Below are 19,638 nucleotides of genomic sequence, written 5' to 3'. Positions count from 1 at the left end.
GCATATGCGCAGCATCGCCATCGACATAGGCAATACAGGAGGTAAGTATGGAGTCTTCGAAGAGGACGCCCTTGTCTCGCAAGGCAGTTTTAAAGAACAGGAAGGACTACCGCAAGCGGTAACCTCCCAGACTTTTGACCATGCCATTATTGCGTCAGTGAGTGGCGACGCGGCAAAGATTCAAACAGGGCTGTCAGTGTCCGGGAGCATCATCATGCTTTCGGCGCAGACAGCCCTGCCTGTTTCCAACGATTACAAGACGCCCGCAACACTGGGTGCCGACCGCATCGCAGCTGCCGTGGCAGCCCACTATTTCTTTCCCGGGCGCAACTGCCTGACGATTGATGCCGGCACAGCCATCACCTACGACTTTATAGATGAGCGCGGCCATTACCAGGGCGGAGGTATAGCACCTGGCATCCAGATGAAATTTAAAGCCCTGCATAATTTTACGGGCCGCCTTCCGTTAGTACAAGGAATCCACGAAAATTTTCCTTTGATCGGGCAGACCACGCAGGAGTCGCTGGAGAGCGGTGTGCTGGGCGGTAGTGTGGCAGAGGTGGAAGGAATTATCAGCGCGTATCGCCAAAAATCAGATAAACTGGTGGTTATACTTTGTGGAGGAGACGCAGGATTTTTTGAAAGTACCGTAAAACACCCCATCTTTGTGATTCCTGAACTGGTCCTGATTGGACTGCAAAGAATATTAAGACATAATGTATAAAACGCTCCGTTTACTTATTTGCGCATCCGTACTGTGCCTGGCGCAGGGCGTGCAGGCGCAAAGCATCGGTAACTCGCCTTACTCCCGCTACGGATTAGGAGAACTCAACACAAACTTAGGCAACCTGCGAACGGCAGCAATGGGCGATGTAGGCGCAAGCACTGGAAACAGCTTTCATTCCAACACCGCCAACCCGGCACTTCTGTATTACAATAGCATCACGGTGTTTGATGTAGGTATAGCAGGCAGGTATAAAACACTGAAAAATGCCACCCAGTCGCAACGTGACGGCGATGCCAACCTCACTTATCTGACCCTGGGCGTACCTATTACCAAGCGCTGGAGTTCTGCTCTTAGCCTAAGGCCGTATAGCTCAGTTGAATATAACATCACTAACATGGGTTCTTTGCCGAACAGGCAGGAAGCTGTGGTAATCAGCGAATACAGCGGCGAAGGTGGGATCTCAGAACTCTACTTCGGACACGGGGTTAGAATTGCTGACGGCCTGACAATTGGCGCCAGCGCCTCATACCTGTTCGGTACTATTTCGCAGGAGTCTTCCTCTATCGTGGCTGATACGACGATCAGCAACGCTTCGCTGGAGCGGGTGGCCTACGTAGAGCGAACCCGCTATACAGATTTTATATTCAGAGGTGGAGCCAACTACCGCAAGAAAATAGCTGACAAGTCCTATATAAGCGCGGGAGCAGTTTATACTCTGGGTACCGACCTGAATGCCAAGCGCAGCACCGCCTACGAGCGCCGCGACCTGGGGGATGCCCTCAAGGGAGCGCCTATGCTGCCTGACAGTGTAGAATCTTCCGTGAATGTTCCGCCAAGCCTAAACGCCTCCATCAGCTACGACAACGGCTCTAACCTGACCATTGCTACAGAGTTCATGACGCAGGACTGGTCAGACTACCGCAATCTGGACGGAGAGCAGGAACTGGGCAAAAGCTACAAGATCGGTTTCGGTACCGAGTACACGCCCAATCCAACCTCCATCGACAGTTACCTCAAACGTGTTACATACCGGGGCGGCCTGCGCTACGGTCAAAGTCCGTACAGCATTAACGGCGAGAACATCAAGGACATGGCCGTTACAGGAGGCGCAACGTTTCCAATAGGACGTGGGAATTACTTTGAGCCTCCTTTCCAGCTTAACGTGATGATGGGCTATGGCAAGCGGGGTACGACTGACAATGGCCTGATCGCTGAAAACTACTTCCAGTTCGGTGCAGGTGTGACCATCAATAGCCGCTGGTTTGTAAAACGCAGAATAGAGTAAACTATTCCGACTTTAAAAGCATTATTAAAACAGGCCGTTCTGACGACGGTCTTTTTTAATTTTTAGTATCTTCACTTTCGATAAGGATAAAAAGCATGCCGAGATCTATTTTTTCAGTGCTGATCGCCTTACTGGCCATCTTGGCAGCAGGCTGCGGAACAGAGCTGAAAGACCCGGACCAGGAGAAAAAATATGAAGGCCCCTTCCGGGAAACAGCCAATGTGCTGACCCTCTACAGCGATTCTGCCAGGGTAATGGTCAGGCTGCAGACCCCGATGCAGGAGGACTACGAAAATGGCGATGTGGTTTTTCCGGATGGCATTGATGTAGAGTTTCTGGAGAAAGGGGAGATGGTAACGTCCACGCTGCGGGCCAACTACGGCAAGCAGGAGCGCAACAAGGACCTATACCTGGTGCGGGGCAACGTTATCGTGCACAACCTGCAGAAGCAGGAAAAGCTCGAAACCGAAGAACTTTACTGGAACAAAGCCAAAGCGCAGATCTACACAGACAAGTTTGTGAAGATCACGACGCCCGAGGAAATCCTGATGGGGCACGGCCTGGAGGCGAACCAGGACTTTAGCAATTATAGAATCAAAAAAGTAACGGGCGTATTCAGCCTGAAAGAATAATGAGCCAAAAACTGGTTAATACTATTTTATTGTCGCTGGCTTTCGTAGCCATGGTCATCGGCGTGCACAGAAGCATACAGGAGTCTGATATAGCTGGCAATTACTGGATCTACATGATCGGCTTTATGCTGTACATCGTGTACCATTACCGCAAGAAGAAACAGACCGAGTAGTCTGTAGTATTTTATGATAGACCCCGACCAGATATTGCTGCTATTTGTTGCGCTGCTGTCCTGTGCCTTTTTCGCAGGTATGGAGATCGCTTTTATGGCAGCGAATAAACTGCAGATAGAGCTCGACGAGAAAAACAATGTCCTTTCCGGGCGCATCCTCACGCATCTGCTTCGTCAACCTGCCCACCTGATGGGTACCACCCTGGTTGGTTACGTCCTCTCGCTGGTGCTTTACGGCTTCGTGATAGCGGGCATCCTCTATACCTTGTTCCAGGCGTACCTGCCAAACTCTTTGCAGTTGGCCCCGCTTATTCTAGTTCTGCAAGTGCTGGTGGCTTCGGTTTTCGTGCTGCTCACCGCCGAGTTTCTTCCCCGCAGCCTCTTTGCCATCAATCCCAACCGCATGCTCGACGTGCTGGCTATACCTATGCTGGTGCTGTATTACCTGCTATACCCTGTTGTCATCCTGTTGATGAGACTGAGCAAATGGATTGTTGAGCATGTGCTGAAGATCGAGTTCTCGGACGAGCACCCGGTGTTTGGGGTAACGGACCTGAACGCGTTCATCAAAAACAGGCTCTACCACCCGGTAGAGGAGGGAGCCCCGGAAGTAAACCAGGAGATATTCCATAATGCGCTCGAGTTTAAGAAAGTGCGTGTGAAGGAATGCATGGTGCCGCGCACGGAGGTGAAGGCGGTGGAGGTGAACGAACCGGTAGAGCTACTGCGCGACGCCTTTATCAAAACGGGGCATTCTAAAATACTGGTGTACGAAGACTCGATTGACAACATCATCGGGTACTGTCACCAACTGGACATGTTCCATCAACCACGCCAGATCCGGGAAATCCTGTCGCCTGTGAGCCTGGTGCCGGAAAGTATGTTGGCCAGTGAGCTATTTCTGCGTTTCGGCACGGAGCATCGCACCGTGGCCGTGGTGGTAGACGAGTTTGGGGGGACTTCCGGCATTGTAACCGTAGAGGACGTGATCGAGGAGATTGTGGGGGAGATACAGGACGAGTACGATTACGAGGCCCTGCTCGAGCAGGCGTTCCCGGCCAAGCACCTATACCTGCTGAGCGCCCGCCACGAGATCGATTACCTCAACGACAAATACGAGCTCAACCTGCCCGAAGGGGATTACGAGACACTGGGCGGCCTTATTTTCTCGGTGCTGGGTGAAATACCGAAGCCGGGCGATGTGGTGGAGCTGCGTCCTTTCACTATTACCATCCTGTCGATGGACGATAACCGCATCAATGCCGTGAAGCTCTTCAAAGATCCAGACTTACAGGCAGATGGCGTATTTTAAACAGATGCACACAAAATTTTGAATTTTTGCGCGATTAACCTTATTTTGCACATCCTTTATCATTCGTATAACACATGGCATTAATTAACAAGATTAGAGAGAAGTCGGGTTGGGCTGTTGGCGCTATCGCCATTGGACTTGGCGTATTTGTAGTAGGCGGCGACCTATTAGGGCCAAACTCCAGACTTTTGGGTAACGATGCGACTACCGTAGGCGAAATAGCCGGTGAGGAAATTGACTACCAGCGCTTCGATATGGTGTTCCAGCAGATAAAAGCCCAGTACGAAGGACAGGTACAGCGTGCTGCCACCGAGAGCGAAATGGCCATGATGCGCGAGCAAGCCTGGAACCAGCTAATCTTCCAGATAGCCTTGCAGAAAGAGTATGACCGCCTGGGCATTCAGGTGTCAGAAGAAGAACTGGCCGACATGGTACAGGGTAACAACATCCACCCATCGGTTCGTCAGGCATTCACTAACCCGCAAACAGGCGAGTTTGACCGTGCGCAGGTTGTTCAGTACCTGCAGAACCTGGACCAGACTGGTGGCCGTCCGATGTGGGTTAACTTCGAGCAGAGCATCCTCAACGACCGCATCCAGACCAAGTATAGCAACCTGCTGACCAAGTCGGTGTACGTAACAGGGGCTGAAGCGAAGAAGCACTTCGATGCGCAGAACATGATTGCCAACATGAAAGTGTTGTACATCCCTTACTTCTCGATTGCTGACTCTACTGTGAGCGTGACAGACGCCCAGTTGAAAGACTACTATAATCGCAACAAGGAGCTCTACAAAGTGGAGGATGGCCGTACAGTGGAGTTTGTGACTATTCCGGTTGCTGCTTCTACTGACGACATGAACTACTTCCAGGAAGAGCTGAAAGATTTGACTGAGCAGTTCGCGGCATCAACTAACGATTCTGCTTTTGTAAACACGCACTCAGACGTACCATACGACGGCACGTACCTGCACACAGCAGAATTGCCTGAGCAACTGCATAAAATCGCGCCACTGGAAGAAGGCAAGGTATACGGCCCTTATAATGAAGGCGATACCTTTGCTTTGTACAAGATCATGGACATCAAGGACGGCAGCGTGAACACAGCCCGTGCCAGCCACATCCTGATCAAGCCAGAGAACGACACGCCGGAGGCGAAGCAGGCAGCCCTTGCCAAAGCAAAAGACATTCAGGCGCAGATCAAAAATGGCGCTGATTTCGGTGCAATGGCGGCACAGCATGGTTCGGACGGTACTGCGTCAGTAGGTGGTGACCTGGGTTACTTCACGGAAGGCCGCATGGTGCCAGCTTTTGAGAAAGCGGTATTCGGTGCTACTGCCGAAGGCCTTTTGCCAGCCCCTGTAGAAACAGAGTATGGTTACCACATCATTAAAATAACAGCTCCTAAGTCGAAGCGTACTTACAAAGTGGCTGCCGTGCAGCGCTCACTGGACGCCAGCGACGCCACCCGCGATCAGGCCTATGCCATGGCTGATGAACTGGCTGGCACAAGCGGTTCAACACAGGAGTTCAGAGAGAACGTGAAGAAAAACGAGGCACTTTCTGTTGAAGAAGCGCCAAACGTAGGTAAAAACAACGTGCTGGTAGGTAACCTGAGCAACGCCAGAGAACTGGTGCGCTGGGCTTACTCCAAAGATACTTCGGTGGGTGACGTGTCGCCTGTGTTCGAGATCAACGACCAGTACGTGATCGCTACCCTGACTGGCAAGCGTGAGGCTGGTTATGCTAAGCTGGAGGATGTGAAAGAAGAGCTGACTGCAGCCGTTCGTAACGAGGTAAAAGCACAGCAGATCATCGCCAAGCTGAAAGGTGCCACAGGTTCAATCGATCAGATCGCGGCTAACTATGGTCCGGATGCGATTGTAAGAGATGCTGCAGATGTATCGCTTGCCTCTGGTGCTATACCTGGCCTGGGCCTAGAGCCAGTGACCATCGGCAGCGCATTTGGCCTGAAGCCTGGCAGCCGTACTGCTCCTATTGAAGGACAGGGTGGTGTGGTGATAGCAGAGCTGATCAACGTGACCAAAGCTCCGGAAGCACAAGACCTTTCTGGTGTGAAAGCACAGCTGGCCAACACCCGCTCTTCGCGTGTAGAAACCAACGCGTTCGAGGCGATCAAAGAGAAAGCCGATATTAAAGACAACCGCGTAAGATTCTTCTAAGACTTACAGAAGGTATAAGTGGAAAGGGCTGTTTCGGAAGAAGCAGCCCTTTGTTGTTAATGGCAAACCAAAATTATTGGCTATCTTCATTTTCGGGTGAAAAGTCTATATCAAAAAGCCCGCATACACGTTTTAAGAGATGATGCCTATACCTGTGAAGACCTGCTATACCTCCCTGCTGCTGACACTGGCCCTGCTACTGCTGGCTATACCTGGCGCTATGGCGCAAAACCAGGAGCTGGCGCTGGCACGCGAGTACTTCAGCAAGGGCGAATACCAGAAGGCGGAGGCCATCTACAGCAAGCTCATCGACGACCAGCGTCTTTTCTCCGTCGTGTACCCCGACTACCTGAAAACCCTGCTGGCGCAGAACAACCACAAAGATGCCGAGAAGCTGGTGAAGCGCACCATCAAGCGCTACCCCGGTCAGATCAGCTACAACGTTGACTTAGGTATAGTCTACCAGGCAGCTGGCGACAAAGCGGCGGCGGAGAAGCACTTCGACAAACTAATCGCTCAACTGAAATCGGAGGAGGTGATAGTAGCAGCCAGCGTATTTGTGCAGCACGAGTTGTTTGACTATACCGAGAGAGCTTACCTACGTGGCCGTGAGCTAAGCCAGAATCCCTATGAGCACAACCGTTCGCTTATCGCGCTCTATACCTTCCGGCAGAAGCACGAGAGTTTGATAGGAGAGGCACTCAACCTGCTGCAGGAAAATGAAAGTGAGCTGATCTATGTGCAGAACATGCTGCAGAACAGCATGCAGGACGAAAAGACGATTGATGCGCTGGAAAAAGAACTGATCACCCGGGTGCAGCAAAACCCCGACCTGCTGGCCTACAACGAACTATTGATCTGGCTCTACATCCAGCGACGCGACTTCTACAGTGCCCTGCTGCAGGCTCGCTCCGTGGACAAGCGCACCCGTAGTGGTGGTACCCGCGTGATGGAACTGGGTGCCATCAGTGCCCGCAACCATGACTACCAGGGCGCCATTGAAGCCTACGAGTACATCATCAAAGAGTATCCGGACGGTCCCTACTATTTGATCGCAAGGCAGCGACTGATACACGCCCGCGAAGAGCAGGTAGAGAACACCTTCCCAGTTGACTTGGACAAGATCAGGACGTTGATAACTGACTACGAAGCACTGCTGGCTGAAGTGGGGCGCAATGACCAAACCGTAGAGGTGCTACAACACATGGCAAACCTCTATGCTTTCCACCTGGATGATAAAGACAAAGCCATTGCTTTGCTACAAGAGGCGATTGCAACGCCCCGCGCCAAGGCCGACTTCGTGGCCGAGAGTAAACTTACGCTGGGCGATATATACCTCCTGAAAGGAGAGCCATGGGAATCGACGCTGCTGTACTCACAGGTAGAGAAATCGCACAAGGAGACGCCAATTGGGCACGAAGCCAAACTTCGCAACGCCCGGCTCAACTACTACAAAGGCGACTTCGAACTGGCGCAGGCCCACCTCGACATTCTCAAGCTGGCCACCAGCCGCGAGATCGCCAACGATGCCATGGACCTGAGCCTGCTTATCACCGATAATACCGGTCTGGATACGTCTACCGTAGCGATGGAGGAGTATGCGGCTATTGAATTGCTGATTTTCCAGAACAAGCTGGACGAGGGGCAAAACAGGTTAGATGCCATGCTGCAGAAATTCCCGGGCCATAGCCTGACCGACGAGATCCACTTCCAGAAAGCCAGCATCTATGAGCGTACTGGTGCGTTTGACAAAGCCATTGCCAGTCTGGAGAAAGTGGTGAGCGCTCCCACCGATATTCTGAGTGATGATGCACTGTACAAGATGGCCTACATTTACGAAGAGAACCTGAAGGATACCCAGAAGGCGCAGGAGCTATACAACGAGTTTTTGGTGAAGCACCAGGGCAGCATTTATGTGGCCGAGGCCCGCAAGCGCTTCCGTAATCTGCGGGGCGATGCGCCCGTGATAAACTGACAGGTCGCGCCCTAATACCGTCTAATTAAGCAATGGCTCTTTCAGATTTACCAATCCGAAAGTTGGCTGTTGGGGATTTCCTAATCCCCGTATGTCAGTATACGCGGGTTAGGAGACACACAACAGTTGGGGTAGAGGCCCTCTAGTAAGATTCGGATAAAAATATCCGAATCAACTTCAAAATTTCTTTAATCAACTGACAAGGATAGCGCTCAGTCGTAAATGCAGTACCTCTAGGTGTTTAGCCCAGGACCACACAGGCTAGTTAAACTCCCATCTGCTCGAAGTGTGTCTAATGGGGAAAGCTATAAAAGTCTTTGCGAAAGGTATATACGCTACCCTGCTATAAGTTCTATGCAAAGAAAATAAACAGGATCAGGATGAAGAGAAGGAAAAATCCATACATGATCAGGTCGAGCGAGTAGTTCTTATACTGCTCATAAATTTCTTTAATGCGTTTCATGATCTGGTGAATTGTATGGCTGCAAATTACAAAAAATAGCGCAAAGGTGCTACGTAATGGGCTGAGGCAAACCCAAATCCTCCGTAAATTGACTACCTTTGCACTCAGGTTTATTTGTGAAGCAGCATATGGAGAAAAGGTGGGTATATAACGAAAGCGTAGCGCCAGAAGCAATCAATCAACTGGCCGAATCGCTCCGGATCAGCACTACACTGGCCGATGTGCTGTGCCAGCGCGCTATCTGCACGTTCGAGGAAGCTAAAGACTTTTTCCGCCCCAGCCTGCACCACCTGCACGACCCTTTCCTGATGAAGGACATGCACCGCGCCGTCGACCGACTGGCTGAGGCACTGCACGGCTCCGAGAAAATACTGGTATACGGCGACTACGACGTAGACGGCACCACCTCGGTAGCGCTCATGTATAGCTTCCTGCAACCATTCACCCAACCCGACCAACTGGAGTATTATATCCCGGACAGGTATAAGGAGGGCTATGGCGTATCCACGCAAGGTATAGACTACGCCAAAGAGCAGGGTTTTTCGCTCATCATCAGTCTCGACTGCGGCATAAAGTCGGCCGATAAAGTAGCTTATGCCAAAGCACTAGGTATAGATTTCATCATCTGTGACCACCACTTACCCGACGAGGACATTCCGCAGGCAGTGGCCGTGCTCGATCCAAAGCAGATCGATTGCCTATACCCTTATAAAGAGCTTTCGGGCTGTGGCGTGGGCTTTAAGCTGGCGCAGGCTTTTTGTATTCAACAGGACATCCCGCAAGAAGAAACTTTTAAGCTGTTGGACCTGCTGGTGGTGAGCATTGCCGCCGACATCGTGCCGATTACAGGGGAGAACCGCATCCTGGCTTATTATGGTCTCCAGCAGATCAACGGACCAGGCCCGTTGCGTCCGGGGCTCGAAGCACTGAAGGAGCTGGCAGGTATAACAGGCGAGATGGACATTACCAGTGTGGTGTTTGGCTTTGCGCCACGCATTAATGCGGCAGGGCGTATGGGCGATGCGAAGCGCTCTGTACGCATGCTACTGGCCCAGACGAAGGTAGAGGCTTTTGAGATGGCCGATATCATCAATGAGTCCAACAAAGAGCGCCGCGACAAAGACTCTAACATTACCAAAGAGGCGCTGCAGATGATTGCCGAGGATGACTTTCTGCGCAATGCCAATTCAACGGTCCTCTTCAAAGATAACTGGCATAAAGGCGTGATCGGTATTGTGGCATCGCGCTGCATCGATCATTACTACCGCCCTACGATCATCCTCACGCAGTCAAACGGTAAAGCGTCTGGCTCAGCCCGTTCGGTGCATGGTTTTAACGTGCACGACGCCATCGAAAGCTGCTCTGACCTGCTCGACCAGTTCGGAGGCCATATGTATGCGGCAGGTCTTACGTTGCCTGTAGAAAACGTACCTGCTTTCAGGCAGCGCTTTGAAGAGGTAGTAGCCCGCACCATTACCGAAGATCAGAAAATCCCGCAGATAGAAGTAGACGCCAAGATCAGGCTCAACCAGATCACGCAGAACTTTTACAAGATCATAAAGCAAATGGAGCCCTTTGGGCCGGGCAACATGAAGCCCGTGTTTGTTTCGGAGTGCGTGTACGATACAGGTAGCGTGCGTGTGGTCGGTGACAGCCACCTGAAGTTGCGCCTTACGCAGGACGGTTTTTACGACATCGATGCCATCGGCTTTGGCTTTAGCGACTTCTTTAAGCACATCTCCAAAGGTATACCTTTCGATGTATGCTATACCATAGAGGAGAACGAGTACAGGGGAAACGTGACGCTGCAGCTGCGCATCAAGGACATCCGGATGCTGAAGTAGTAACAGGGGGAGCACTGTATCCCAACGTTACTCGTACATTGAGGTGAGCAAGGCGCATCCGGAACTTTGCTTATGTACTTGGTTAGGCCGGGAATTTTTCAAATAACTTCTAATCGTTCAATTCGCCAGTAAATGTATTCGCCAATTACTCTCTCGTCACTCGTCCAGTTACCTAAATCAAGCCAAACATCCCCAAATCACGCAATTACTGGATTTATCTGTTCAATCTGTCCATAGCCAATATACTCCCAATCCTCTCTAAGCTTTTCTAATCTTTTTTCTTTGGAGGAATTCAAGCTAAAGGTTGTTTCCCAGTCAAAGTGTAAGTTCAGGTGATTGAGTTCTACTGTTCTCTTTTCACCTTCTTTAAAAGTAATGCCCCAAAAAAAAGCTTCATATGTATTACCTGGCTCGGTTTTAAAGGTGACTGTACCTTCATATTCATCAAGGTAATTCACCTGAAGGATTTCCACGGGTAATTCATTTACTTTCATTCTTTTACTTTTTACTCAACTTAGGTATAAACAGGGTTAGCCCAACTCTAAAAACCATATCCATATAGCAGGATCAGACAAAGCGCGCACAATCCTATACCTAATAGCCCAAGCTTTATATGTCGGTGCCTGAAAGCGAGATAGCCGAGTAAGATACCAAGCGCTTCCAGCGTAAACAGGGAGATCAGCATAGGTTGGCTCATAGGATAGCTTGATACAGTATGCTGTACATCACTTAAGTTCACATAGCTTTCTTCTAGCTGAGAGTAGAAATAAGTGATCACCACGAGTCCTGCCAGGCCGATCAATACAGAAGCGAATCCCGTTTTCATATACTTAAGATTACGCATAACCAGCAAAATCAACGAAGCGAGCCCTACAGTTGCAGGGCTCGCTTCGTTGATTTCGTTTAGGATATCTTATGGCTGTTCGCTGTTGCTCGCCAAAAGCTTTACGGCAGGCAGCTGCTCGAGTTCCGCCAGGATTATTTTCTCTGGGTATGGTATAAGCTTCGGTGGTACACACATCAGGTTCAGGCTGTTGAGGTCGCCTGCAAAGTAGTTAAGATCGATAGCGGCATTGACGCCAGACAACCTGCCTGTATCGGTATATTGCCAAAAAAGCCATTTGTCTTCGTGGTGAATGTCGGGCTCGATGGTATTATAACGGGCAATCCAGAAATGATAGTCCTTGAAGTGTCCCTGCAGCCAGCGGCGGTAAAAATTCTGGTTAGTGTAGATGATGGGCTTTACACCGTAGTGCGCTGTAACGGCCTCCAGCCAGATGCGCATGTTTTTCCGCATATCGGCAGGGGAGGTGTGTTTTTCGATCACTTCCACATCCAGCACGGGTGGCAGATCGCCTTCATGAAGTTCCACGGTGTTGATGAACATCTCAATCTGGCCCTGCACCGGAGCGGCAGGTATAAAGAAATGATAAGCGCCCCGCTTGATGCCCACGCGCTTTGTTTCTGCCCAGTTACGGGCAAAGTAAGGGTCCAGCCTGTAGTCGTCCTGCGTTGCCTTTACAAACGCAAACGTCACGTCTGCGTCTCGTATCTGATCCCAGTCCACATCTTTCTGCCACTTGGATACGTCTATACCTTTCAGGCTCGATGAAGTGATCAGCGTAGTTTTCGTGGTAGCGCCCGTGCTTTTGGCTGTAGTCCCATTGTTTTTTGCATTATCAGAATTTCCGGAAGAAAGCCCGGCAAACAGGAACGAAAGCAATAAGCCGGAGTAAGCCGCCTTGTGAGCGACCAGGTAAAGTAAAGAAAACATCATAAAGGCTGATTAATCGGAATTCCAAACTAATAAGAAGACGCGACACTAACAACAGAATACCCGGAATAATTTCATTTTTAAAATTAGATTTTCTGAATATAGGTGAAGGTATATCTGATGTTATACTCGGCAGGTATAGGTGTAAAACTTGGCAGGATTACTGCATTGCAGGACGGAACTAGAATGCGTAAATTAGCCCGATGATATTAAGAGCCGAACATCTATATAAAAAATATAAGTCGCGCATGGTCGTGAACGACGTAAGCGTGGAAGTGAACCAAGGCGAGATTGTGGGTCTGCTGGGGCCGAACGGGGCCGGTAAAACCACTTCGTTTTACATGATCGTGGGACTGGTGAAGCCCAACCAAGGCCGTATTTTCCTCGACAAAGAGGACATAACCGACCTGCCTATGTACCAGCGTGCCAAGCGTGGCGTAGGCTACCTGGCGCAGGAGGCTTCGGTATTCCGGCAGCTGACGGTAGAGGAAAACATCCTGGCCCCACTCGAAATGACCAACCGCTCCAAGAAAGAGCAACTCGAAAAAGTGGAGGAACTGCTGGAAGAGTTCTCGCTCACGCATGTGCGGAAGAACAAAGGCATCGTGTTGTCAGGTGGTGAGCGCCGCCGTACCGAGATTGCCCGTGCCCTGGCCGTTGACCCCAAATTTGTGCTGCTCGACGAGCCCTTCGCTGGTGTGGACCCCATCGCCGTGGAAGAGATCCAGAGCATCGTTGCCAAGCTCAAGAGCAAAAATATTGGCATCCTGATCACCGACCACAACGTAAACGAAACCCTTTCCATCACCGACCGCGCATACCTGCTTTTCGAGGGCAAAATCCTGAAGTCTGGCACCGCAGAGGAACTCGCCGCCGACGAACAAGTGCGCCGCGTATACCTGGGCAAGCACTTTGAGTTGAAGAGGAAGGTTTAGGTTAAATTGTTTAATTGTTAAATGGTTGAATTGCTGTTCGGAGAGATAAATGGAAGAGAAAAAATATCTTAAATTGAACGACATTGAAGCCTATAAGATCAGCTTCGCATTAAGTAATCATATCTGGGATCTTGTGATAAACTGGAGCCATTTCCACAAAACACTGTAGGTCACCAGTATACGACTGCTGCTGATAGTATATCTGCAAATATTGCTGAAGGGTTTGGGAGGTATGGAAAGAAAGATAAAATAAAGTATTATCGCTATGCGCAGGGCTCTATGTACGAGTCATTTAATTGGACTGAGCAAGCAAGAGTACGTAAACTGATCACAGAAGAGCAATACCTATACATATTAGGCGAGTTGAAGAAGCTGCCAATAGCAATCAATAGCCTAATAAAATGGACAAACAACAATTTAACCATTTAACAATTTAGCCTTCAACCTTTGGAAATAATAAACTCAATCGTGACGTGGGTGATGAAGAAGCGGATTCATGACATTGATCTGTTTCGGAAGTACCCGCATGACGTGCAGAACGAGCTGTTTCAGGACCTGATCAGCACGGCGAAGAACACGGAGTTTGGCAAGAAGTATGGCTTCGGCGATATGAAGTCGGTGAAGACGTTCCAGGAGCGGGTGCCGATTGCTGCTTACGAAGACCTGTACCCTTACATTGAGCGGGTGATGAAGGGCGAGCAGAATATCCTGTGGCCAAGCAAGATCGAGTGGTTTGCCAAGTCGTCGGGTACCACCAATGCCCGTAGCAAGTTTATACCTGTCAGCCCGGAGTCGCTGGAGGACTGCCACTACAAGGGCGGCAAGGACATGCTTTCTCTCTATGTCAACAACTACCCTGAGACCAAGCTGTTTACGGGCAAGGGCCTCTCCATCGGCGGCAGCCATCATCCCAACGAGTTCAACGCTAAGACCTCCTGCGGCGACGTGTCGGCAGTGATTATGCAGAACCTGCCTATCTGGGCCGAGGCCATGCGCACACCGCCGCTCAAAGTAGCCCTCATGGACAAGTGGGAGGAGAAGATCGAGAAGATGGTAGAGGTGACTGTGCCCGAGAACGTGACCAGCCTGAGCGGCGTGCCTACCTGGACTTATGTTCTCCTGAAACGCATTCTGGAGGTGACAGGCAAAAAGAACATCCTGGAGGTATGGCCGAACCTGGAGCTCTTCACGCACGGGGCTGTGGCGTTTGGGCCTTACCGGCAGCTGTTCAGGGATATCATCCCTTCCGACAAGATGCGCTACCTGGAGGTATACAATGCTTCGGAGGGCTTCTTTGGGATACAGGACCAGCGCGATACTGAGGATGAAATGCTCCTGATGCTGGACTACGGCGTATATTACGAGTTCATCCCGATGGATCAGTTTGACGAGGAGAAACCCACAACATTAACGCTGGATCAGGTAGAGTTGGGTAAGAACTACGCCATCGTGATCTCGACCAACGCCGGCCTGTGGCGCTACAAGATCGGCGACACGGTGCGCTTCACCAACCTCAGTCCATACCGCATCAAGATATCGGGCCGCACGAAGCACTTTATCAATGCCTTTGGCGAAGAAGTGATCGTGGAGAATGCCGAAGCGGCTGTTATTAAGGCCTGTGAAGTCACTGGCGCGATCATCTCCAACTTCACGGCCGCACCTGTGTACATGGAGAGCGGCAAGCGTGGCGGGCACGAATGGCTGATTGAGTTCGAGAAAGAACCTGATAGTCTCCCCCGTTTCACCCAGGTACTCGATGAAACTCTGCGCGAAGTGAACTCCGACTACGATGCCAAGCGCCAGAACGACATTGCACTGCAGGAACCAATCGTGCACGCTGCCCCGAAAGGTACTTTCATGAATTGGCTCAGCAAAAAAGGCAAACTCGGCGGACAGCATAAAGTGCCAAGACTGAGCAATTCCAGAGAGTATCTGGATGAGATCTTAAATTTAGTGGAGAGTTAAAAATTAGAGAGAAGTATTTGAAGCTCCTGCAGCTATACCTGCGGGGGCTTTTTTGTCGCTGATGCAAATTAAAGAATAATACCATTTTTACTTACACCGCTTTTTCTCGATATTTCATGTATAGACTCTTTAACTAATTGATTTGTAATAAAATGAAGACAAAAGGGCTAGCATCCGGTCGGTATGGAATAGTAAAGCTGGTGTTGCTGGCCGCACTAGGTATGGCGTTTTCATCCTGCGAAAAGGAGGAGGGAGAAGTGATCGTCGATACGGCCATAGAGTTGAGGTTCACAGATGCGGCTGGCAAAGATTTATTGGACCCCGCGACGCCCAGTGCCTTCTCACAGGAAAAAATAGAGCTGTATTACCTGATCAATGGAGAAAGAAAGCTCGCACTGGATGGTAGCTTAGATTATCCTAAACATTACGTTGTCTTTAAAGCGGGTACCCAACATGTAATGCGGCTTTTCCCTAACCTCCATGAAGAGAATTTGCGAACGCAGACGTACATCAAGCTTAGTGAAACAGATACCGATACGATATCCTGTACTATAAAAAGGTGGGGGAAAACTAACCAGTCTGTTGTTGTTACCAGGGTATGGTATAATAATGAATTGGTGTGGGACGGAACAGGGCCAAGATATATCGAGATAGTGAAGTAGAGCATCGGCTCAGGGTGTCATTTCGAGCGGTAGCAAGATATCTGTGTTGGTATGTAATGAATCGATTTTTCTAATTTCTCACCAGCATTGGGGAGAACATAAAAAATGCCCGGCAGGTATAAACTGCCGGGCATTTCTGTTTTTGAAGCCTACCGCAGGTATAGCGATCAGCTAAACAAGCCGTAAAGAGTTATAAATACTGCAGAACCCAAGACCAACAGTAAAATAATATTTAGGTATAGCGGCACTGTCTTGCCTTTCACTTTAGTGTAATCAAAGCCCTGGCCATTCAGCACCATGAACAGAAACAGATTAATAATAGTCAACACTCTGTTGAGGGCGTTCCAGGTATTCTTGATTTCTAAAGTCATCGTATAGGTTTTTTATACTTTGATTGCCAATTTTTGCATGTTCGTTATGGTCAACATAAGCCCCATGGCGAGCCCGACCAGTGAAAGGATTGAGCCAACAGCGATCAACTGTATAGCACTCCCATTGACTACTTCAAAATCGCTAAACTCTGACAGAACTGCCAAAAAAGCTACGAAGCTAACGGCTGTAGTGAACACACCCAGACAGGCTCCTGCTACTCTATTCTGCCATACGGCTTGGATAGTAAGAGCGGCCATTATGCCAAAGGCAACAAAACTGAAGTTCTGTATGGCCAATAAATCTCCGAAGAACCAAAATGCGGCCAATCCAATGAAGTAGGTATAGGGTAGTGCTTTGCCACTTCCATAATAGCGCAATCGATCGTATCCTTTCATCTGTACTTGCTTCAGGTTGATATTTTTTTGACCAGAAAACTAGACAGCATTACTCCAAAAAGCTACTCATAAAGCCGCCTTCCTTCTTCGCATTCTCGCCGTGTGGCACCAGGGCCTGGATCAGTTTCTTCACTGGCATAGATTGCAGCCATACCTTGCCGGTTCCGCGCAGCGTGGCTAGAAATATACCTTCCCCGCCAAAGATCATGGATTTGAGTCCGCCGGCCTGCTGTATACTGAAGTCTATGCCTAGCTCAAAGGCTACCACACAGCCTGTGTCCACGCGCAGGGTTTCGTTGTTGAGTTCTTTCTCTACAATAGTGCCGCCCGCATGCAGAAAGGCCAGTCCGTCGCCGGTGAGCTTCTGCAGGATAAAACCCTCGCCACCGAACAGGCCGGAGCCCAGTTTCTGATTGAAGTGCATGGCCAGTTTAGTGCCCAGTGCCGCGGCCAGAAAAGCGTCGCGCTGCGCAATTAGTGTGTTGCCGGTGAGCTGCTGCAGGTCGATGGGTAAGATGGTGCCGGGGTAAGGGGCCGAAAAAGCGACCCGGCTCTTGCCGTGGCCGTGGTGCGTAAAGTGCGTCATAAACAGCGACTCACCCGTAATCAGGCGGCTGCCCATCGAAACCAGTTTACCCAGAAAGCCCTGGCTGGGATTGGAGCCGTCGCCCATTTTGGTCTGGAAATCGATGCCTTCTTCCATGTAAACCATGGCGCCAGCTTCGGCAATCACCGTTTCGTTAGGGTCGAGTTCTATTTCGAGGACCTGAATGTCGTTACCGAAAATGCGGAAGTCTATCTCGTGTGCGTTTCTCATAGTTTTTAGGACTTAGTGTTCAGACAGACAAGATAGTAAATAATCTAATCCTCTTCATCGTCTTCGTCCTCATCCACGCTACCTTTTTTTCGTCGGGCCTTCGGCAGGTCCTTGTCATCCTCGTCATCCGACACAGAACTGGTGCCTTTCACGAAGTCCTCGTCGGTTTCTTCTACCTCTTCGCCCTCCTCTATATGAAACTCTTCTTCCTCTTTCTTGGCCCGCTCGGCGGCGTCGCGTTTCACGAGTTTTTTGTCTTCCACGTTTTTGTTCAGGAACTCGTTTATCTGATCGATGGAGTAGTTTGATTTGATTTCGCCCTGCTGGTTTACTTTAATTTCAAAGCCCTCAAGATCTTTGTGTACTCGGGTTTTCTTTTTGGAGCTTTTGTTCTCTTTTTTATTCTTAGTCATAGTCTGGTGCTTGTTGTTCTCACTGAAGTATAAGGCGAAACGGCCAAATAGTTTCAGACAGGTATAGCGGGCAGGTATAAAAAAGCGGCTACCTCGTTTCCGGAGTAGCCGCTTTGTCAGGTATAAGGTATAGCCTACGCCGTGGCGTACTGGCTCAGCGCACTGATGGCAGCGTCTATGCGGTTTGCGGTCTCCTCGCGGCCAATCACCTCGATGATCTGCATCAGGTCAGGGCCAGCCTCAGCGCCGGTTACAGCCAGGCGAAGCGCCTGCATCACCATACCGATTTTCATGCCGTGGCGCTCCAGAATGCTTACCAGCAAATCTTTTACGGTGTCAGCGTTGAAGTCACTCAGAGAAGAGAGCTCGTTGCGGAAGTCGGTGAAAACGGCTACTGCCTGGCTGTTCCACTTCTTGGAAGCTACTTTCTCGCTGTACTCGGTAGGAGCCACGAAGAAGTAAGCAGCCTCGCGCCAGAACTCCTGCGGGAAGCTCACACGCTCCTTCATCAGGCCGGCAATTTTCTCTGCTTTCTCAGGTGAGCACGTAATATTTTGTTCTTCCAGTGCTTTCAGCAGGTAGCCTGCCAATTCAGCGTCTGGCTTGGCGCGCAGGTACTGCTCGTTGAACCAACGTGCTTTCTGTATGTCAAATCGGGTACCAGACTTGCCGATACGCTCGATAGAGAATTCATTTGCTAGCTCCTCCATAGAGAAGATTTCTTGCTGCGTGCCCGGGTTCCAGCCCAAAAAGGCGAGGAAGTTAATGAATGCCTCCGGAATGTAGCCTGCTTCGCGGTAACCGGAAGAAACTTCGCTTGTAAACGGATCTACCCAACGCAGCGGGAATACCGGAAAGCCCAACTTATCGCCATCGCGCTTGCTCAGCTTGCCGTTGCCGTCTGGCTTGAGCAAAAGCGGCAGGTGCGCAAACTCTGGCATAGTATCTTCCCAACCCAGGTAGCGGTAGAGCAACACGTGCAGCGGGGCAGATGGCAACCATTCTTCGCCACGGATCACGTGCGTGATTTTCATCAGGTGGTCGTCCACGATGTTTGCAAGGTGGTAAGTCGGCATACCGTCTGACTTCATCAAAACTTTATCGTCGATGGCAGAAGAGTGTACCATTACCCAGCCACGGATCAAATCTTTTAAACGAACCTCTTCCTTGCGCGGCACTTTCAGGCGGATTACGTAAGGGTCACCAGACTCCAGACGCTTCTTCACTTCATCTTCCGGCAGCGTGAGCGAGTTTTTCATCGTCATGCGGGTGATGGCGTTGTACTGCGGCGTGGCTACTTTAGCAGCTTTCAGGCGCTCGCGCATTTCGTCCAGCTCCTCAGCCGTATCGAAAGCGTAGTAAGCATGGCCGCTCTCGATCAGTTGCATGGCGTACTGCATGTACATTGGCTTGCGCTCCGACTGGCGGTAAGGTGCGTAAGGGCCACCATCCCAAGGGCTCTCGTCCAGTTCGATGCCGCACCACTCCAGCGACTCACGGATGTAATCTTCGGCGCCGGGCACAAAACGGTTCTGGTCTGTGTCCTCGATGCGCAAAATCATTTTGCCGCCTGTTTTCTTGGCCAGCAAAAAGTTGTAAAGGGCTGTGCGAACACCGCCGATATGGAGAGGCCCTGTCGGGCTCGGGGCAAAGCGTACTCTAACTTCTCTTTCCATGTATGGTTATTTCAAAATGGCATTGCAAATGAAGCCAC

Annotated in this window: 20 protein-coding genes; 12 read left to right on the top strand and 8 right to left on the bottom strand. The window is 50.3% G+C overall.

Annotation, left to right across the window (positions count from 1 at the left end):
* Positions 1-4: 4 nt before the first annotated feature.
* The 8 genes from L1278_RS04710 to recJ all read left to right on the top strand — a co-directional run bounded on the left by L1278_RS04710 (position 5) and on the right by recJ (position 10,591).
* Positions 5-724 (top strand): type III pantothenate kinase, encoded by a 720-nt coding sequence (locus tag L1278_RS04710; RefSeq protein WP_253401408.1) that lies wholly within the window; start codon positions 5-7, stop codon positions 722-724.
* Positions 717-2,012, top strand: a complete 1,296-nt coding sequence (locus L1278_RS04705) for a hypothetical protein (protein WP_253401406.1) — start codon at positions 717-719, stop codon at positions 2,010-2,012. The genes L1278_RS04710 and L1278_RS04705 overlap by 8 nt, the downstream gene beginning before the upstream one ends.
* A 95-nt stretch (positions 2,013-2,107) precedes the next feature.
* Positions 2,108-2,644, top strand: a complete 537-nt coding sequence (gene lptC / locus L1278_RS04700; protein ID WP_253401403.1) for an LPS export ABC transporter periplasmic protein LptC — start codon at positions 2,108-2,110, stop codon at positions 2,642-2,644.
* Positions 2,644-2,817 carry a hypothetical protein gene (locus tag L1278_RS04695; protein ID WP_253401401.1) on the top strand — a complete coding sequence of 58 codons (174 nt, stop codon included), beginning with the start codon at positions 2,644-2,646 and terminating at the stop codon, positions 2,815-2,817. Before lptC ends, L1278_RS04695 begins: the two co-directional genes overlap by 1 nt.
* 13 nt (positions 2,818-2,830) lie before the next feature.
* Positions 2,831-4,129, top strand: coding sequence for a hemolysin family protein (locus tag L1278_RS04690; RefSeq protein WP_253401399.1), 1,299 nt, complete (start codon positions 2,831-2,833; stop codon positions 4,127-4,129).
* 74 nt (positions 4,130-4,203) lie between these two features.
* Positions 4,204-6,309 (top strand): peptidylprolyl isomerase, encoded by a 2,106-nt coding sequence (locus L1278_RS04685; RefSeq protein ID WP_253401397.1) that lies wholly within the window; start codon positions 4,204-4,206, stop codon positions 6,307-6,309.
* A 139-nt stretch (positions 6,310-6,448) separates the two neighbouring features.
* Positions 6,449-8,284 (top strand): tetratricopeptide repeat protein, encoded by a 1,836-nt coding sequence (locus tag L1278_RS04680; protein ID WP_253401395.1) that lies wholly within the window; start codon positions 6,449-6,451, stop codon positions 8,282-8,284.
* A gap of 591 nt (positions 8,285-8,875) precedes the next feature.
* Positions 8,876-10,591 carry a single-stranded-DNA-specific exonuclease RecJ gene (gene recJ, locus L1278_RS04675; RefSeq protein WP_253401393.1) on the top strand — a complete coding sequence of 572 codons (1,716 nt, stop codon included), beginning with the start codon at positions 8,876-8,878 and terminating at the stop codon, positions 10,589-10,591.
* A 197-nt stretch (positions 10,592-10,788) separates the two neighbouring features.
* Here the strand turns inward: recJ and L1278_RS04670 are convergent, their stop codons facing one another.
* The 3 genes from L1278_RS04670 to L1278_RS04660 all read right to left on the bottom strand — a co-directional run bounded on the left by L1278_RS04670 (position 10,789) and on the right by L1278_RS04660 (position 12,368).
* Complete coding sequence (locus L1278_RS04670) at positions 10,789-11,085, bottom strand: hypothetical protein (protein ID WP_253401391.1); 297 nt, start codon at positions 11,083-11,085, stop codon at positions 10,789-10,791.
* 47 nt (positions 11,086-11,132) lie between these two features.
* Positions 11,133-11,417 carry a hypothetical protein gene (locus L1278_RS04665; protein ID WP_253401389.1) on the bottom strand — a complete coding sequence of 95 codons (285 nt, stop codon included), beginning with the start codon at positions 11,415-11,417 and terminating at the stop codon, positions 11,133-11,135.
* A gap of 87 nt (positions 11,418-11,504) precedes the next feature.
* The gene (locus L1278_RS04660) at positions 11,505-12,368 is read right to left on the bottom strand and encodes a glycoside hydrolase family 25 protein (RefSeq protein ID WP_253401387.1); all 864 of its coding nucleotides are present in this window, start codon (positions 12,366-12,368) and stop codon (positions 11,505-11,507) included.
* A gap of 200 nt (positions 12,369-12,568) precedes the next feature.
* Here L1278_RS04660 and lptB point away from each other — a divergent pair, with 200 nt between their 5' ends.
* The 4 genes from lptB (at position 12,569) to L1278_RS04645 (ending at position 15,927) form a co-directional block, all read left to right on the top strand.
* Positions 12,569-13,300, top strand: a complete 732-nt coding sequence (gene lptB, locus L1278_RS04655; protein ID WP_253401385.1) for an LPS export ABC transporter ATP-binding protein — start codon at positions 12,569-12,571, stop codon at positions 13,298-13,300.
* A gap of 123 nt (positions 13,301-13,423) precedes the next feature.
* A complete protein-coding gene (locus L1278_RS19625) occupies positions 13,424-13,729 on the top strand; it encodes a four helix bundle protein (RefSeq protein WP_371927316.1) in 306 nt (101 codons plus the stop codon).
* 51 nt (positions 13,730-13,780) lie between these two features.
* Positions 13,781-15,265 carry a GH3 auxin-responsive promoter family protein gene (locus L1278_RS04650; RefSeq protein ID WP_253401954.1) on the top strand — a complete coding sequence of 495 codons (1,485 nt, stop codon included), beginning with the start codon at positions 13,781-13,783 and terminating at the stop codon, positions 15,263-15,265.
* Positions 15,266-15,417: 152 nt separating this feature from the next.
* Positions 15,418-15,927, top strand: a complete 510-nt coding sequence (locus L1278_RS04645; RefSeq protein WP_253401383.1) for a hypothetical protein — start codon at positions 15,418-15,420, stop codon at positions 15,925-15,927.
* A gap of 167 nt (positions 15,928-16,094) precedes the next feature.
* Here L1278_RS04645 and L1278_RS04640 read toward each other — a convergent pair whose 3' ends face one another.
* The 5 genes from L1278_RS04640 to gltX form a co-directional block, all read right to left on the bottom strand.
* Positions 16,095-16,298 carry a hypothetical protein gene (locus L1278_RS04640; RefSeq protein ID WP_253401381.1) on the bottom strand — a complete coding sequence of 68 codons (204 nt, stop codon included), beginning with the start codon at positions 16,296-16,298 and terminating at the stop codon, positions 16,095-16,097.
* Between the two features lie 12 nt (positions 16,299-16,310).
* On the bottom strand, positions 16,311-16,694 hold the full coding sequence (locus L1278_RS04635; protein WP_253401379.1) for a hypothetical protein: 384 nt from the start codon (positions 16,692-16,694) through the stop codon (positions 16,311-16,313).
* A 49-nt stretch (positions 16,695-16,743) separates the two neighbouring features.
* A complete protein-coding gene (locus L1278_RS04630) occupies positions 16,744-17,511 on the bottom strand; it encodes a TIGR00266 family protein (RefSeq protein ID WP_253401377.1) in 768 nt (255 codons plus the stop codon).
* Between the two features lie 44 nt (positions 17,512-17,555).
* Complete coding sequence (locus L1278_RS04625; protein ID WP_253401376.1) at positions 17,556-17,924, bottom strand: hypothetical protein; 369 nt, start codon at positions 17,922-17,924, stop codon at positions 17,556-17,558.
* A gap of 134 nt (positions 17,925-18,058) precedes the next feature.
* Positions 18,059-19,600 (bottom strand): glutamate--tRNA ligase, encoded by a 1,542-nt coding sequence (gltX, locus tag L1278_RS04620; RefSeq protein WP_253401374.1) that lies wholly within the window; start codon positions 19,598-19,600, stop codon positions 18,059-18,061.
* Positions 19,601-19,638: the final 38 nt, after the last annotated feature.

Source organism: Pontibacter sp. HSC-36F09 (assembly GCF_024171605.1).
Taxonomy (GTDB): domain Bacteria; phylum Bacteroidota; class Bacteroidia; order Cytophagales; family Hymenobacteraceae; genus Pontibacter.
The sequence above is the reverse complement of the archived record's forward strand: the minus strand, read 5'-3'. Positions and strand labels throughout refer to the sequence as shown.

Excerpts from the sequence above, each read along its gene's own strand:
- L1278_RS04645 (WP_253401383.1), top strand. The coding sequence starts at position 15,418 with ATGAAGACAAAAGGGCTAGCATCCGGTCGGTATGGAATAGTAAAGCTG.
- lptC (WP_253401403.1), top strand. The coding sequence starts at position 2,108 with ATGCCGAGATCTATTTTTTCAGTGCTGATCGCCTTACTGGCCATCTTG.
- L1278_RS04690 (WP_253401399.1), top strand. The coding sequence starts at position 2,831 with ATGATAGACCCCGACCAGATATTGCTGCTATTTGTTGCGCTGCTGTCC.
- gltX (WP_253401374.1), bottom strand. The coding sequence starts at position 19,600 with ATGGAAAGAGAAGTTAGAGTACGCTTTGCCCCGAGCCCGACAGGGCCT.
- L1278_RS04680 (WP_253401395.1), top strand. The coding sequence starts at position 6,449 with ATGATGCCTATACCTGTGAAGACCTGCTATACCTCCCTGCTGCTGACA.
- L1278_RS04640 (WP_253401381.1), bottom strand. The coding sequence starts at position 16,298 with ATGACTTTAGAAATCAAGAATACCTGGAACGCCCTCAACAGAGTGTTG.
- L1278_RS04630 (WP_253401377.1), bottom strand. The coding sequence starts at position 17,511 with ATGAGAAACGCACACGAGATAGACTTCCGCATTTTCGGTAACGACATT.
- recJ (WP_253401393.1), top strand. The coding sequence starts at position 8,876 with ATGGAGAAAAGGTGGGTATATAACGAAAGCGTAGCGCCAGAAGCAATC.
- lptB (WP_253401385.1), top strand. The coding sequence starts at position 12,569 with ATGATATTAAGAGCCGAACATCTATATAAAAAATATAAGTCGCGCATG.
- L1278_RS04650 (WP_253401954.1), top strand. The coding sequence starts at position 13,781 with ATGAAGAAGCGGATTCATGACATTGATCTGTTTCGGAAGTACCCGCAT.
- L1278_RS04695 (WP_253401401.1), top strand. The coding sequence starts at position 2,644 with ATGAGCCAAAAACTGGTTAATACTATTTTATTGTCGCTGGCTTTCGTA.
- L1278_RS04660 (WP_253401387.1), bottom strand. The coding sequence starts at position 12,368 with ATGATGTTTTCTTTACTTTACCTGGTCGCTCACAAGGCGGCTTACTCC.
- L1278_RS04705 (WP_253401406.1), top strand. The coding sequence starts at position 717 with ATGTATAAAACGCTCCGTTTACTTATTTGCGCATCCGTACTGTGCCTG.
- L1278_RS04685 (WP_253401397.1), top strand. The coding sequence starts at position 4,204 with ATGGCATTAATTAACAAGATTAGAGAGAAGTCGGGTTGGGCTGTTGGC.
- L1278_RS04625 (WP_253401376.1), bottom strand. The coding sequence starts at position 17,924 with ATGACTAAGAATAAAAAAGAGAACAAAAGCTCCAAAAAGAAAACCCGA.
- L1278_RS04665 (WP_253401389.1), bottom strand. The coding sequence starts at position 11,417 with ATGAAAACGGGATTCGCTTCTGTATTGATCGGCCTGGCAGGACTCGTG.
- L1278_RS04710 (WP_253401408.1), top strand. The coding sequence starts at position 5 with ATGCGCAGCATCGCCATCGACATAGGCAATACAGGAGGTAAGTATGGA.
- L1278_RS04635 (WP_253401379.1), bottom strand. The coding sequence starts at position 16,694 with ATGAAAGGATACGATCGATTGCGCTATTATGGAAGTGGCAAAGCACTA.
- L1278_RS04670 (WP_253401391.1), bottom strand. The coding sequence starts at position 11,085 with ATGAAAGTAAATGAATTACCCGTGGAAATCCTTCAGGTGAATTACCTT.